This is a genomic window from Lutimaribacter pacificus (genome assembly GCF_900142185.1).
GTDB classification, from domain to species: domain Bacteria; phylum Pseudomonadota; class Alphaproteobacteria; order Rhodobacterales; family Rhodobacteraceae; genus Lutimaribacter; species Lutimaribacter pacificus.
The window spans coordinates 271452-285226 of the sequence record NZ_FQZZ01000003.1 but is presented as its reverse complement, the minus strand read 5'-3'; the positions used below and the strand labels follow the sequence as shown (position 1 = coordinate 285226).

Here is a 13775-nt window from a genome sequence, read left to right as displayed (position 1 = left end):
CCTTGTCTTTGCCGGGCGGGGGCTGTCCTATGGCGGCGATGAGCGAGATCGTCTTTCACCTGCCGCGCGACTGGGTGGCCGACCCGTCGGCCATGCTGCCCTTTTACCGCAAGCTGACGGCCGGGCTGTCCGAGGCCGGGATCGGCTGGCGCGCGGTGCCGATCGACCGCAACGCGCTGCCCGGCAAGATTGACGACGACGACGCCTTTCACATCGTCAATCACGGGCAATTGCGCCACCCTCGCGTGCTGAATGCCGGGATTGCCTATATCTACCCGTTCTGGAACCTCGATCCGCAGGGGATACGGGCGTTTTCCTCTATCGCCGACAAATCCTTTCGTCCCGCCCGTGTGGATGCCGACAAGGCGCAGGCGTTCTTTCGCCGCCTGCGCGCGCGGCTGGTCGAAGCGCGCGTATCGCGCTATGAGCAGCCGCAGGAACCCGGCGCGCTGCCCGATGCGCAGGCGGCGGTGTTCTTCCAGTCCGAAACCCACCGCATCGTGGGCGAGACCTGTTACATGGACCGCTGGACGATGCTGCAAACCGTTCTCGACGCCACAAACGGAACGGTGATCGTCAAACCCCACCCGCGCGAGCTGGACAGCGCGGTCTATGACCGGCTGATCGCGCTGCGCGACGCCCATCCCCGGCTGCAGATCAGCACCGGCAATATCCACGACATCATCGCCGCCTCGGACCGGGTGGTCACGATCAACTCGGCCGTGGGGGTCGAGGCGTATCTGCACCGCAAGCCGGTGATCCTGTGCGGAAAAACCGATTTCCACCATATCGCCACCACCGCGCAAGACCCCGCCGCACTGGCCGCGGCGCTGGCCGCCCCGGCACCGGCCCGGCAATACGCGAAATACGTCTACTGGTATTTCGGCCTGAACTGCGTGAATGCCGGCGCGGACGCGCTGACCGGGCAGGTTCTGCGGCGTGTTCGTGCCACGGGCCATGCAATCTGATACAAATCATTGAACGCGGGGCCGATCGTGCCCAGACTCGAACATGCAACGCGAATGAAAGGAAGAGTGGCATGAAACCCATCCGCACCCTGATCCTTTTGGCCAGTGAAAAGAAGATGCGGCTTTGCGAAAACACCGGCGTCGGCAAGGGCATAGCCGAGGTGGCGGAATATACCGTCGACGACCTGGGCGCGATCAGCGCGCGCTATGCCGACGCGCCCGGCAGCCAGCGTGCCGCGCCGGGCATGGCCCATCACGGGTTCGAACGCCCCACATCGGAACGCCGCCAGCAGCGCGAGGATTTCGCCGATCACGTGATGGACGAAACCGCCCGGATCTTTGCCGCCGATGGGTATGACCGGCTGGTGGTGGCCGCCGCGCCCAAGATGCTGGGCGCTTTGCGCGACGACATGCCCGAGGCGTTGAAATCCGTGCTGCGCGCCGATCTGGACAAGGATCTGATCAAGCTGCCGCTGGCCGACCTGCCCGCGCATCTGGACGACGTTCTGGCCGTTTAGGCTTAGTCCAGCCGCGCGCGCAGCACGCGGATCATGTTGCCGCCCATGACCTTGGCGATCTGCGCCTCGCTCAGCCCCTGTTGCAGCAGCGCATGGGTCAGCGCGGGCAGTTCCGAGGTGTCGAAGGCGGTTTCGACCGAGCCGTCGAAATCCGACCCGAGCGAGACATGATCCTCGCCCACCGTTTCGATGGCGGTAAGGATCATCGCGGCGATGCCGTCGGGCGTGATCGGCCCGCAGACAACATCGGCCCAGTAGCCCATGCCGATCACCCCGCCGGTGGCCGCGACGCGGCGCATCAGCTCGTCGGGTATGTTGCGCTTGACCGGGCAATGCCCGTGGATGCCCGAATGCGACAGCACGATGGGCACATCGGTTATTTCCAGCACCTCTGCGACGACGCGGGGGCTGGAATGTGCCACGTCGATGATGACCGGGCGGCGGGCCAGGTCCGCCACCACCCGGCGGCCGAATTCGGTCAGCCCCTTGTCGCCGATCCCGTGCAGCGAGCCGCCAAGCTCGTTGTCGAAGAAATGGTGCAGCCCGAACAGCCGGTGACCCGCGGCGTACAGCCCGTCAAGCTTGTCGAAATCGCCTTCGAGCGGGTGCAGCCCCTCGACCCCGAGGATGCCGCCGACCACCTCCTGCCCCGCCGCGCGGGCGGCCAGCACCGCGTCGAGATCGGCCTCGGTCCTGATGATCCTCAGCGTGCCGTCCATATCCTCCGCGAACCCGTGCAGCTTTTGCGCCTGGTAGATCGCGCGCTCGTAAATGCTGGTCCAGGTGCGCATCGGCCAGAGCTGGCCAAAGGCGAGAAGCGTGATGTTGTCGAACGCCTCGGCGCTGTTTTCCTCGTAATTCTGGCCGGCGGGGGATTTGGTGACGGCGGTAAAGACCTGAACCGCGACGCCGCCCTCGATCAGACGGGGGATATCGACCTGGCCGCGCGTGCCGCGTTCGGTCAGGTCGCGCTTCCACAGCAGCGGATCGGCGTGCCAGTCGCCGACGACCAGCCCTTCGTGCAGCGCGCGCGCCTCGGCGCTGACAGGGTAGGGATCGTGCGGGACGATCGCGTTGCGCTGCGACTCGACATAGGCGGGGGCGAAGGCGAAGAACCCGGCCAGCGCCACCAGCGCCAGAACGACCAGCCCCAGAAGGCCCTTTAGAATGAAGCGCATGACGTCCCTCCCTGCGTTTGTCGGAAAGGTGCGGCAAAAATCGCGGCGGGCCAAGCCTGACGTGGCGGCTGCTGGCTGTTTCGGGTAAACTGGCAGGAACGGAGGGCATGGACATGGCCGGTGGATGGGCCCGCGACGGCGCGGTGAGCGAACAGATCGAAGCCTCGATCGAGGACGAGTTGAAGCGGATGCAGGCGCGCCCCAAGCCGGTGGGCGACAGCCTGACGGAATGCGCCGAATGCGGCGAGGAGATCCCCGGGAAACGCCGGCAGGCCATCCCGGGCGTCAAGCTCTGCGTCGATTGCGCCGCCGAGCGGGATGGCGCCTACAAGGCGCGCGGGGGGATCAACCGGCGCGGGTCGAAGGACAGCCAGTTGAAATGATCCCCCGGGCGTGTCCGGGGATGGGGCTGTTTTTTGAGTATTTCCAGAACGATGAAGCGGTCAGAGGGACAGGCGCATGACCTGCTGCGGCCCGGCTGCCCCGTGCGGCCAGATTTCGCCCGTGTCGGTGAACCCGCCCTTGAGATAGGCGCGGATCGCCGCCGGGTTGGCCAGGTTGACCGTCAGAACCAGCGCCGGCGCGTCGCGGTAGTGCCGCCGCAGATAGGCGGGCAGGGCGCGGATCGCGGCGCTGGCAAGGCCCCGGCCCTGGCACCCGGCATCGACCATGAAGGCGCGCAGGCCCAGCTCGCCCGGCTGCGCGAAGGGGTAGGTTTCGGGGTAAAGCCGGTCGATCTTGAAAAAGCCCACCGGCTGCGGACCTTCGAGGATGGCGTGGAAATCCACGCCCGCCTCGTCGGCGGCGAAAGCCTGCGCCACGGTGCCGGAAAACCGGACCTGGTCGGGATGGACGCGGATATGCGCCACCCGGCCGGGATCGTCCCGCGACAGCGGGGCAAGCGTGACGCTCACCCCTCCATCGCCTCAAGCTCGTCGATCATGGCTTCGATCATCGACAGGCCCTTGGTCCAGAATTCCGGGTCGGAGGCATCCAGCCCGAAGGGCGCCAGCAGCGCCTTGTGGTGCCTGGACCCGCCCGCCCTGAGCATGTCGAAATACTTGTCCTGAAAGCCCTCGGGCGCCTCTTCGTAGACGGCGTAGAGCGCGTTCACCAGCCCGTCGCCGAAGGCATAGGCATAGACGTAGAAGGGCGAGTGGATGAAATGCGGGATATAGGCCCAGAAGGTTTCATACCCGTCCATGAAATCGAAGGCCGGGCCGAGGGATTCGCCCTGAACGCTCATCCAGATATCGTTGATGTCGTCCGGGGTCAGTTCGCCGCCGCGCCGCGCCTCGTGCAGCTTGCATTCGAAATCGTAGAACGCGATCTGGCGGACCACGGTGTTGATCATGTCCTCGACCTTGCCGGCCAGCAGCACCTTGCGTTCGGTGTCGTCCTTCGCCTTGTCCAGCATCTTGCGGAAGGTGAGCATCTCGCCGAACACCGAGGCGGTTTCGGCCAGCGTCAGCGGGGTCGAGGACAGCATTTCGCCCTGGTCGGCGGCCAGCCGCTGGTGCACGCCGTGGCCCAGCTCATGCGCAAGGGTCATCACGTCGCGCGGCTTGCCAAGATAGTTCAGCATCACGTAGGGGTGCACATCCGTCACCGTGGGATGCGCGAAGGCGCCGGGCGCCTTGCCCGGTTTCACGCCCGCGTCGATCCAGCCCTTCGTAAAGAACGGTTCGGCCAGATCGGCCATGCGCGGATCGAACCCGGCATAGGCCTCGGTCACGATGGTGCGGGCCTCGTCCCAGCCGACGATGCGGGGCGTGTCCATCGGCAGCGGCGCGTTGCGGTCCCAGACCTGCATCCGGTCGAGGCCCAGCCACTTGCGTTTGAGTTCGTAATAGCGGTGGCTGAGGCGGGGATAGGCGGCGACAACGGCGTTGCGCAGCGCCTCGACCACCTCGGGTTCGACATCGTTGGACAGGTGCCGCGCGGTCTGCGCCGTGGGCATCCCGCGCCAGCGGTCGATCACTTCCTTTTCCTTGGCCTGCGTGTTGTGAACGCGGGCGAAGGTCTTGATATTCATGCCGAAAACGCGGGCCAGTTCGCGCGCGGCGGATTCGCGCCTGTCGCGGTCATGGTCGGTCAGCAGGTTCAGCGTGCCCTCGATATTCAGCGGCTCGCCATCCACCTCGAAGCCCAGCCCGGCGATGGTTTCGTCGAACAGCCGTTCCCATGCATCGCCCACCACGCCCAGGTCGTGCAGGAATTTTTCCAGCTCGTCGGACAGCTGATAGGGCTTCATCGCGCGGATTCGGTCGAAAACCGCGCGGTAACGGCCCAGATCGGCGTTATCGGCCAGCATCGCATCCAGCCGCGCATCGTCGATCCGGTTCAGCTCCAGCGTGAAGAACACCAGCGGCGTGGTGAAATTGGTGATCTTTTCCTGTGCGTCCGACAGGAATTTCGCCCGGCCCGCATCGGTGGTCAGCTGGTAGTAACGCAGGCCCGCGAAAGACATGATGCGCCCGGCGATGGCGCTGATCCTTTCGTTGCGCTGCACGCAGCCCAGCAGGCCCACGGCGTCGAGCGTATCCAGCTTGCCCTCGTAATCCGCGGCGAAGGCGGCGCATTCCCGTTCCAGCCAGTCCAGGTCCGTTTGCAGCTGCGGGTCGTCCTCGCCCTTGTAGAGGTCGGTCAGATCCCATTCGGGCAAATCGCCCAGGTTGCCGGAGCCGGAGGCGGCGTTGGCATCGCGGACGGGGAAGGGCAGGTGGAACATGGTGCGGTCCTTTGTTCTGTCGCTTGTGCCCAGACATATGGCGTGGGGGCCGGGGCCTCAACCCTGGCCGTGTCGCGCCGGTGGCGTTTGCCTGCGGTTTCGGCTGACCCGCTCAGGCCGGGGCGGTGCCGCGATGTGCGTCGAACAGCGCCGCCGCGCGGTCGAAGAAATCGGCGCGGATCGGCGGGGTTTCCATCATCACCTCGTGTTCGGCGCCCGCGATCATGCGCAGCTCGCCACCGGGCCAGTTGGCCATGCGCGCCCTGATCCGGCCCGGATCGACGATGGTTTCCCCGGTGCCGAGAAAGGTCAGGCAGGGCAGGCCGGGCGCGGGGCGCCGGGCAAGGTTGCGCATCTCGGACAGCGCGGCATAGACCCAGCGGATCGACGGGCCGCCAAGGGCCAGCGCGGGCTCGGCTTCGAGATGCCGGCGCATATAGTCGAACATTTCGGGGTCGGTGGTCAGCGGATTGCCCTCGAACGGTTCGCTGGCGACGTAATGCCGGGGGCTGGTGCCGGGGGCCATCGCGGTGCCCAGCCGCAGGTGCAGCGTGCTCCACCCCAGCGCCCAGGCGACGGGGCGTTTCCGGGCCGGCATGGTGATCCCCCACATCGGCGCGGAAAATACGCATGTGTTGACCGGCAGGCCCTCGTACAGCGCGCGCAGCCCGATGCAGCCGCCCATGGAATGCGCGATCAGGTGCCAGGGGCGGGGCAGGTCCAGCGTTTCGGCGGCGCGCAGCGCGGCGGCCACGTCGTTCCGGTAGTCGGTGAACCGCTCCACATGGCCGGTGGCCGGATCGTCGAGCGCCTTGTCGGCCAGGCCCTGCCCGCGCCAGTCGATCGCCAGCGTGGCATAGCCGCGCGCCGCCAGGTCGCGGGCGGCGCGGCCGTATTTCTCGATATACTCGGTGCGGCCGGGAAAGATCAGCGCGGTGCCTTTCGCGCCGTCGAGCGGCCATGCGCCCACGCGGATGCGCGGGCCGTCATCCGCGGTCAGCCACCAGGCTGCGCCGGTTCCGGGCCCGTCGGCAAGATCGGCAAAGAACGGCGCAGGCTTCACGGTCGGGTCAGCCCAGGATCGTGCCCAGCTTCATCGCCATGCCCATGTCGCCATCGACGCTGAGCTTGCCCGACATGAAGGCCGCGGTGGGGTTCAGATCGCCCGACATCATCGACTGGAAGGTGTCGGTATCGGCGGTCAGGGTCACGTCGGCCTCTTCGTCGCTGGCGCGCGCGCCCGACGAATCGACGACAACGGCGCCTTCGCCTTCGATGACGAATTTCGCCGACCCGTCGAAATCGGTTCCGCCCAGCTTGTCGTTCAGGGCCGCGACGGCGGCCTCGATCACGTTGCTCATCTCGATCATCCCTTTTTGATCTGGCGGGGGCTGGTATTCCCCCGAAGGTGCATTACACTTTTACACGTTATGAGCACGTGGCCCCCGATCATCAAACATATCGTCGCGGCAGCCTTGCTGACAGTCACGTATTCCTTACCCGTGACGGCGGACGAGGCGGCGCTGACCCCGCTATACGACCGGCTGAAAGACGCCGAGGCGGTGGATTCCAAGGGTATCACGCGCGAGATTCGCATGAAATGGGCGCAAAGCGGTTCGGACGCGATGGACCTGGTGCTGAAACGCGGGCAGGACGCGCTGGAGCGGGGCGAGACCGCGGCGGCGATCGACCATTTCTCGGCCGTGATCGACCATGCGCCGGATTTCGCCGAGGCCTATCACGGCCGCGCGCAGGCCTATTTCGCCGAAGGGCTGGCCGGCCCGGCGCTGGCCGACCTGGAACAGGCGCTGATGCTGAACCCGCATCATTTCGACGCGCTTTACGGGCTGGGCACCGTGCTGGAGCAGCTGGACAAGCCCGCGCTGGCCTACGAGACCTATGCGCTTGTCCTGCAGATGCACCCGCATTACGACGAGGCCAGGGCGGCGCGCGCCCGGCTGAAGGCCGAGGTCGAAGGCCGCGAACTCTGACACAGGCGGGGGCGGCATGGCCCGGAACGAGCGGATAACGGCGGTCCTCGGGCCGACGAATACCGGCAAGACCCATTACGCGATCGAGCGGATGCTGGGCTATCGCACCGGCATCATCGGGCTGCCGCTGCGGCTGCTTGCGCGCGAGGTCTATGACAGGATCGTCGCGGTGCGCGGCCCGTCGGTGGTGGCGCTGGTCACCGGCGAGGAACGGATCGTGCCCGAGCGTGCGCAATACTGGGTCTGCACGGTCGAGGCGATGCCCGAGGGGCTGGGCTGCGATTTCCTGGCGGTGGACGAGATCCAGCTTTGCGCCGACCCGGAACGCGGCCATGTCTTTACCGACCGGCTGCTGCGGGCGCGGGGGCTGAACGAAACGGTTTTCCTTGGCTCGGACACCATGCGGCCCACCATCGCGGCGCTGGTCCCCGAGGTGCAGTTCATGCACCGCGAGAGGATGTCGCAGCTTTCTTATCTGGGTTCGAAAAAGATAAGCCGGATGCAGCCGCGCAGCGCGATCGTGGGGTTTTCGGTTGAAAATGTATATGCCATCGCCGAGCTTTTGCGGCGCCAGAAGGGCGGTGCGGCGGTGGTGATGGGCGCGCTCAGCCCGCGCACGCGCAACGCGCAGGTGGAGCTTTACCAGAATGGCGAGGTCGATTACCTGGTGGCCACCGACGCCATCGGGATGGGGCTGAACCTCGATATCGACCACGTCGCCTTTTCGTCGCTGAGCAAGTTCGACGGGCGGCGGATGCGGCCGCTGGCGCCCAACGAGCTGGCCCAGATTGCCGGGCGCGCGGGGCGGGGCATGTCGGACGGCACCTTCGGCGTCACCGGCGAGGCGCCGCCGATCCCCGAGGAGGTGGCGCAGGCGATCTGCGATCACCGCTTTGCCCCCATCCGCAAGCTGCAATGGCGCAACGCCGCGCTCAGTTTCGGCTCGCCCGCTGCGCTGATCGCCTCGCTCGAGGAGCAGCCGCGCGACGAATTGCTGACGCGCACCCGCGACAGCGACGACCTGCTGGCGCTCAAGGCGCTGGCCGAACAGGGCGAAATCGCGGCGCGCGCCTCGGATGCGGCCTCGGTCCGGCTGCTGTGGGATGTCTGCCGCGTTCCCGATTTCCGCGGCATCAGCCATGCCGAACATGCGGGCCTGCTGGAGCGTATCTTCGGCTTTCTGTACGAGGGCGGCGGCATGCCCGACGACTGGCTGGCCCGGCAGGTGCGCCGCATCGACCGCACCGACGGCGACATCGACGCGCTGTCCAAGCGGCTGGCATATATCCGCACATGGACCTACGTTGCGCAGCGCAAGGGCTGGGTAAATGACGAAAGTCATTGGCGTGGCGAAACCCGCGCGGTAGAAGATCGCCTGTCAGATGCGCTTCACATGCGTCTGACACAAAGATTTGTGGATCGGCGCACCAGCGTGCTGTTGCGCCGGCTCAAGCAGAAGGAGGCCCTTTTGGCCGAGGTGAACGACAAGGGTGAAGTGACCGTCGAAGGCGAATTCGTCGGTCGTCTGGAAGGGTTCCGCTTCCGTCAGGACAAGGACGCGACCGGGCAGGAGGCCAGGACGCTGCGCAGCGCGTCGCTGCAGGCGCTGGTGCCGCAATTCCATCTGCGTGCCGATCGTTTCTACAACGCGCCCGATACCGAGATCGACTTTACCGAACAGGGCGGGCTGATGTGGGGCGAACAGGCGGTGGGCAAGCTTGTCGCCGGGGCCGACCCCCTCAAGCCGCAGGTGCAGGGCTTTGTCGACGACGAGGCGGGCACGGATGTCCGCCAGAAGGTCGAGCGCCGGTTGCAGCATTTCGTGGATCGCAAGGTCGCCACCCTGTTCGAGCCGCTGCTGGCGCTGTCGCGCGACGAGGCGCTGACCGGGCTGGCGCGCGGTTTCGCCTTCCGGCTGGTCGAAGGGCTCGGCATCCTGCCGCGCGGCGCGGTGGCCGACGAGGTCAAGGCGCTGGATCAGGACGCGCGCGGCGCGCTGCGCAAGCATGGCGTGCGGTTCGGGCAGTTCACCATCTTCATGCCGCTCTTGCTGAAACCCGCACCGACCCGGCTGCGGCTGGTGTTGTGGAGCCTGGCCAAAGGGCTCGATACCTTCCCCGAGGCGCCGCCGCCGGGGCTGGTGACGGTGCCGACCGACAAGGCGGCGCCCGAAGGCTACGATGCGATGGCGGGCTATCGCGCGGCGGGCGAACGCTCGATCCGTATCGACATGCTGGAACGGCTGGCCGACATGCTGCGCGGGCAGGACAGCCGCGCCGGGTTCGAGGCGACGGCCGACATGCTGTCGATCACCGGCATGACACTGGAACAGTTCGCCGACCTGATGCAGGGCCTCGGCTACAAGGCCGAAAAGGGCGAGCGCGAAAAGGTCAAGCCGGTGGATCAGGCGGTGGCAGAGGCCCCCGACCAGCAGGCCGAAGCGGCAGGGGAGGCAACGCCCGAAACAATCGCCGACAAGGTCGAGGAGATCGCTGACGAAGGCATCGCCCCGGTGGCCGAGGATCTGCCTGCGGAGGCCGAGGTTGCGCCCGCGATCCCCGAAGCCTCGGAAGGCGAAACGCCGGTGGGCGAGGCGCCGGATACCGCCGCGGATACGCCCGAAACCGAGGTGTTCTATACCTTTACCTGGGCCGGGCGCGCGCGCAGCGGCGGCGGAAAACGCCCCGAGCGTGACGGCAACAAGGGCCGTGGCGGCAAGCCGCAAAAAGGCAAGGGCAGGCCGCCCAAGGGCAAGGGCCCGCGCCGCGAGGCCGGCCCCAAGACCTATTCCGCCGCGCCGAAGAAATCCGACCGGATCGACCCCGACAACCCGTTCGCAGCGGCGCTGATGGGGTTGAAGGACAAGGGCTGAGCGGCACGTTGTCCGACGAGGTCGCCCGCATCCGGCTGGACAAGTGGCTGTATCACGCGCGGTTTGCGAAATCGCGCGGGATCGCCGCCGACATGGTCAGCGGCGGCCATGTGCGGGTGAACCGCGACAAGGCCGGCAAGCCCGCGCACAAGGTCGGGCCGGGGGACGTTCTGACATTCGCCAAGGGCGATCGCGTGCGGGTGGTGCGGATCGTGGCGGTCGGCACCAGGCGCGGACCGGCCCCCGAGGCGCAGGCGCTTTACGACGATCTGAGCGATCCCGCCCCCGAAACGCCCGCCCGCGCCCCGGCCTATGACAACGCCCATGGCGATGGTGGCCGCCCCACGAAACGCGACCGGCGAAAGATCGACGCAGCCCGGCGCAGGGTGCTTGATTGATCCCGCCCTCTGGTCTAGGTCACGGGGCAACCGTCAAGGATGAGAAACGCCCATGACTTATGTCGTCATTGATAACTGCATCGCCTGCAAATACACCGACTGCGTCGAGGTCTGCCCAGTGGATTGCTTCTACGAGGGCGAGAACATGCTGGTGATCCATCCCGACGAATGCATCGACTGCGGCGTGTGCGAACCGGAATGCCCCGCCGACGCGATCCGCCCCGATACCGAGCCCGACATGGAGCAATGGGTCGAGTTCAACCGGAAATACTCGGAAATGTGGCCGGTCATCATCTCGAAGAAAGACCCGCTGCCCGAGGCCGAGGAACGCGACGGCGAACCCGAGAAACTGGGCAAGTATTTCTCCGAGGCGCCGGGCGAGGGCGGCTGACCGATTCGCGCCCGCTGGCCGGCGTGACGTAAGGTCAGAATGCGGGGCGGCTGCGATTTGCCGGATTGACTTGTGCCGAAACCCACGGATTCGGCACAGGCCCGGCATGGGTTTTGATTGTGCCCTTGTTTTGTGCTATTGTGTCGCTCATATGACATGAAACACCTGACGCACCCGAGCCGGAGGATGCTGGCAGCCGGTGTATTTTGCGACAAGAAACGCTGCTCGACGGGGCCTGGACAGGCCACGCCGTGTTCGCTGTCGCCCGATCCCCGGGCGGTCGCTTGCAAGGAAGGACTGAATGAGCAAAGCCAAGAAAGCCGAGTTTCGCCCCAATGACTACGTGGTCTATCCGGCCCATGGCGTTGGACAAATCATCTCGATCGAAGAGCAGGAAATCGCCGGCATCAAGCTGGAGCTTTTCGTGATCTCCTTCGAAAAGGACAAGATGACGCTGCGGGTGCCCACCAACAAGGCCACCGAGATCGGGATGCGCAGCCTGTCCAGCCCCGACGTGGTCAGCCAGGCGATGAAAACGCTCAAGGGCAAGGCCAAGGTCAAGCGCGCGATGTGGTCGCGCCGGGCCCAGGAATACGAGCAAAAGATCAACTCGGGCGACCTGATCGCCATCGCCGAGGTGGTGCGCGACCTGCACCGCACCGACGACCAGCGCGAGCAGAGCTATTCCGAGCGCCAGCTTTACGAGGCGGCGCTGGAACGGCTCACGCGCGAGGTTGCCGCGGTGTCGGGCAGCGACGAGGTGGACGCCGCCCGGAAGGTGGACGAGGCGCTGGTATCGCGCGCCGCGTAAGCCGGAACGCCCGGAGGGTATCGAAATCGAACCGCGCCCCGCACCGGGCGCGGTTTTTTCATGCGCTGAGCGCCAGCAGCACCGCGATTTCGCAGACCTGTTGCGCCGCCCCCAGCACGTCGCCGGTCTGCCCGCCGATCCGCGCGCGGGCCAGTGCCGCGACGCAGGACGCGGCAAGCAGCGCCACGACGGTGGCCCCCAGCGCCGCGCCGAACCCCAGCACCAGCGCCGACGCGACCAGCGCAAGGCCCGCCCCCGCCGCGACGGTCGTGCCGTCCGGCCGGCCCACGTGGCGCGACAGCCCGCTGTCGCGGGCATGGGGCAGGGCGGCCATCAGCGCGGGCATCGCCGCCCGGCTGAGCATCGCCGCCGCGATCAGCGGGGCCCAGACATGGCCCGCGGCGAACAGCGCCCCCAGCGCGCCCCAGCGCAGGCCGGTGCCCAGCACCAGCGCCAGCACGCCATAGGTGCCGATCCGGCTGTCCTTCATGATCTCCAGCCGCCGCGCGCGGTCCCACCCGCCCCAGAACCCGTCGGCGCAATCGGCCAGTCCGTCCTCGTGCAGGGCGCCGGTGGCGGCGGTCATCGCGGCCAGCGCCAGCCCCGCCGCCAGCATCGGCGCCAGCCCCAGTGCCAGCGCGATCCAGCCCACGGCCCCGCCTGACAGCGCCACCGCCAGCCCGGCCACCGGATAGGCCCAGGCCGCGCGCGCCCCGCGCGCCGCCGCCGCGTCGGATACGGGCACCGGCAGGCGCGTCAGCAACCCCAGCGCGGCGGCGATATCGCCGGGGGAAAACGGGGATCTGTCGGTTTCGGGCGCTGGCATGGGGCGAACTCCGCTTGTGCGCATGTGTGCAGCGGTTAAACACCGGGGCAACGCAACAATCAACGAGGGAACCCGCATGGCCGACCGCCCCCAGACCCTGAACGACATCCGCGCGCTGCTTGCCGCCGCGCCGGGCCCCGACAGCGCCGCGATCGCCGCCGCGGGCGCGCGCAACGGGCAGCTGACGAAACCGCCGGGCGCTCTGGGCCGGCTCGAGGATCTGGCGATCTGGATGGGCGGCTGGCAGGGCACCGACAAACCCCATGCCGACGCGCCGCAGGTGGTGGTGTTCGCGGGCAATCACGGGGTCACGGCGCAGGGCGTCAGCGCCTTTCCCGCCGAGGTGACGGCGCAGATGGTGCTGAACTTCCGGGCCGGCGGCGCGGCGATCAACCAGTTGTCGCGGCTGTTTGGCGCGCGGATGGATGTTCATGCGCTGGATCTCGACACGCCCACGGCGGATTTCACCCAAGGCCCCGCGATGGACGAGGCCGGGTTCCTGCATGCCTTCCTGACGGGGTGGGACGCGGTCGATCCCGCATCCGACCTGCTGGTGACGGGCGAAATGGGGATCGGCAACACCACCTCGGCGGCGGCGGTCGCGCATGCGCTGTTCGGCGGCGATCCGGCGGACTGGGTCGGGCGCGGCACCGGGGTGGACGATGCCGGGCTGGGCGTAAAGACCCGCGTGGTGGCCGCAGGCGTGGCGCGCCACGCCGGGGCCACCGGGCTTGAGGCGCTGCGCTGCCTTGGCGGGCGCGAACTGGCAGCGATGGCCGGGGCCATCGCGCGGGCGCGGACCCTGCGCATCCCGGTCATCCTTGACGGGTTCATCTGCACTGCCGCCGCCGCCTGCCTGCACAGCGAACTGCCCGGCGCGCTGGATCACTGTCTTGCCGGCCATGTCAGCGCCGAACCGGGCCATCCCCGCCTGCTCGGCCATCTGGGCAAGGAGCCGCTGCTGCATCTGGGCCTGCGCCTTGGCGAAGGGTCGGGCGCGGCGCTGGCGATCGGGGTGGTCAAGGGCGCGGTGGCCTGCCAGTCGGGCATGGCCACCTTCGCCGAGGCCGGGGTCAGCGACGGCTGACCCC

Annotated in this window: 15 protein-coding genes; 9 read left to right on the top strand and 6 right to left on the bottom strand. The window is 67.5% G+C overall.

All coding sequences use genetic code 11. The features are described from left to right. Nucleotides 1-29 precede the first annotated feature (29 nt). A complete protein-coding gene (locus F3H87_RS10195) occupies nucleotides 30-968 on the top strand; it encodes a capsular polysaccharide export protein, LipB/KpsS family (protein ID WP_149788845.1) in 939 nt (312 codons plus the stop codon). 71 nt (nucleotides 969-1039) lie between these two features. Beyond that, nucleotides 1040-1486 carry a baeRF12 domain-containing protein gene (locus F3H87_RS10190; RefSeq protein WP_149788846.1) on the top strand — a complete coding sequence of 149 codons (447 nt, stop codon included), beginning with the start codon at nucleotides 1040-1042 and terminating at the stop codon, nucleotides 1484-1486. Between the two features lie 2 nt (nucleotides 1487-1488). Here F3H87_RS10190 and F3H87_RS10185 read toward each other — a convergent pair whose 3' ends face one another. Then, complete coding sequence (locus F3H87_RS10185; protein WP_149788847.1) at nucleotides 1489-2664, bottom strand: dipeptidase; 1176 nt, start codon at nucleotides 2662-2664, stop codon at nucleotides 1489-1491. Between the two features lie 113 nt (nucleotides 2665-2777). Here F3H87_RS10185 and F3H87_RS10180 point away from each other — a divergent pair, with 113 nt between their 5' ends. Next, nucleotides 2778-3047, top strand: a complete 270-nt coding sequence (locus tag F3H87_RS10180) for a DksA/TraR family C4-type zinc finger protein (protein ID WP_149788848.1) — start codon at nucleotides 2778-2780, stop codon at nucleotides 3045-3047. A 60-nt stretch (nucleotides 3048-3107) separates the two neighbouring features. On the opposite strand, the gene F3H87_RS10175 is transcribed toward F3H87_RS10180, so the two are convergent. The 4 genes from F3H87_RS10175 to F3H87_RS10160 all read right to left on the bottom strand — a co-directional run bounded on the left by F3H87_RS10175 (nucleotide 3108) and on the right by F3H87_RS10160 (nucleotide 6756). Continuing rightward, nucleotides 3108-3578, bottom strand: a complete 471-nt coding sequence (locus F3H87_RS10175) for a GNAT family N-acetyltransferase (protein WP_149788849.1) — start codon at nucleotides 3576-3578, stop codon at nucleotides 3108-3110. After that, nucleotides 3575-5395: a M3 family oligoendopeptidase gene (locus tag F3H87_RS10170; RefSeq protein ID WP_149788850.1), complete on the bottom strand. Its 1821-nt coding sequence runs from the start codon at nucleotides 5393-5395 to the stop codon at nucleotides 3575-3577. The genes F3H87_RS10175 and F3H87_RS10170 overlap by 4 nt, the downstream gene beginning before the upstream one ends. 112 nt (nucleotides 5396-5507) lie before the next feature. Continuing rightward, nucleotides 5508-6458, bottom strand: a complete 951-nt coding sequence (locus F3H87_RS10165) for an alpha/beta hydrolase (RefSeq protein WP_149788851.1) — start codon at nucleotides 6456-6458, stop codon at nucleotides 5508-5510. A gap of 7 nt (nucleotides 6459-6465) precedes the next feature. After that, nucleotides 6466-6756, bottom strand: a complete 291-nt coding sequence (locus F3H87_RS10160) for an SCP2 sterol-binding domain-containing protein (protein ID WP_149788852.1) — start codon at nucleotides 6754-6756, stop codon at nucleotides 6466-6468. A gap of 141 nt (nucleotides 6757-6897) precedes the next feature. On the opposite strand from F3H87_RS10160, the gene F3H87_RS10155 reads away from it, so the two are divergent. The 5 genes from F3H87_RS10155 to F3H87_RS10135 all read left to right on the top strand — a co-directional run bounded on the left by F3H87_RS10155 (nucleotide 6898) and on the right by F3H87_RS10135 (nucleotide 11858). Further along, on the top strand, nucleotides 6898-7386 hold the full coding sequence (locus F3H87_RS10155) for a tetratricopeptide repeat protein (RefSeq protein WP_223228025.1): 489 nt from the start codon (nucleotides 6898-6900) through the stop codon (nucleotides 7384-7386). A gap of 16 nt (nucleotides 7387-7402) precedes the next feature. Beyond that, nucleotides 7403-10258, top strand: coding sequence for a helicase-related protein (locus tag F3H87_RS10150; RefSeq protein ID WP_149788854.1), 2856 nt, complete (start codon nucleotides 7403-7405; stop codon nucleotides 10256-10258). An 8-nt stretch (nucleotides 10259-10266) separates the two neighbouring features. Further along, entirely contained in the window at nucleotides 10267-10656 is a 390-nt protein-coding gene (locus F3H87_RS10145; protein ID WP_149788855.1) for an RNA-binding S4 domain-containing protein, read from the top strand. A gap of 52 nt (nucleotides 10657-10708) precedes the next feature. Beyond that, nucleotides 10709-11047, top strand: a complete 339-nt coding sequence (fdxA, locus tag F3H87_RS10140; RefSeq protein WP_149788856.1) for a ferredoxin FdxA — start codon at nucleotides 10709-10711, stop codon at nucleotides 11045-11047. Nucleotides 11048-11348: 301 nt separating this feature from the next. Beyond that, complete coding sequence (locus F3H87_RS10135) at nucleotides 11349-11858, top strand: CarD family transcriptional regulator (RefSeq protein WP_149788857.1); 510 nt, start codon at nucleotides 11349-11351, stop codon at nucleotides 11856-11858. 58 nt (nucleotides 11859-11916) lie between these two features. Here F3H87_RS10135 and cobS read toward each other — a convergent pair whose 3' ends face one another. Continuing rightward, a complete protein-coding gene (gene cobS / locus F3H87_RS10130; RefSeq protein ID WP_149788858.1) occupies nucleotides 11917-12684 on the bottom strand; it encodes an adenosylcobinamide-GDP ribazoletransferase in 768 nt (255 codons plus the stop codon). A gap of 76 nt (nucleotides 12685-12760) precedes the next feature. Between cobS and cobT the strand changes: the two genes are divergently transcribed. Beyond that, nucleotides 12761-13771, top strand: a complete 1011-nt coding sequence (gene cobT / locus F3H87_RS10125; RefSeq protein WP_149788859.1) for a nicotinate-nucleotide--dimethylbenzimidazole phosphoribosyltransferase — start codon at nucleotides 12761-12763, stop codon at nucleotides 13769-13771. The last annotated feature ends 4 nt before the right edge of the window (nucleotides 13772-13775 follow it).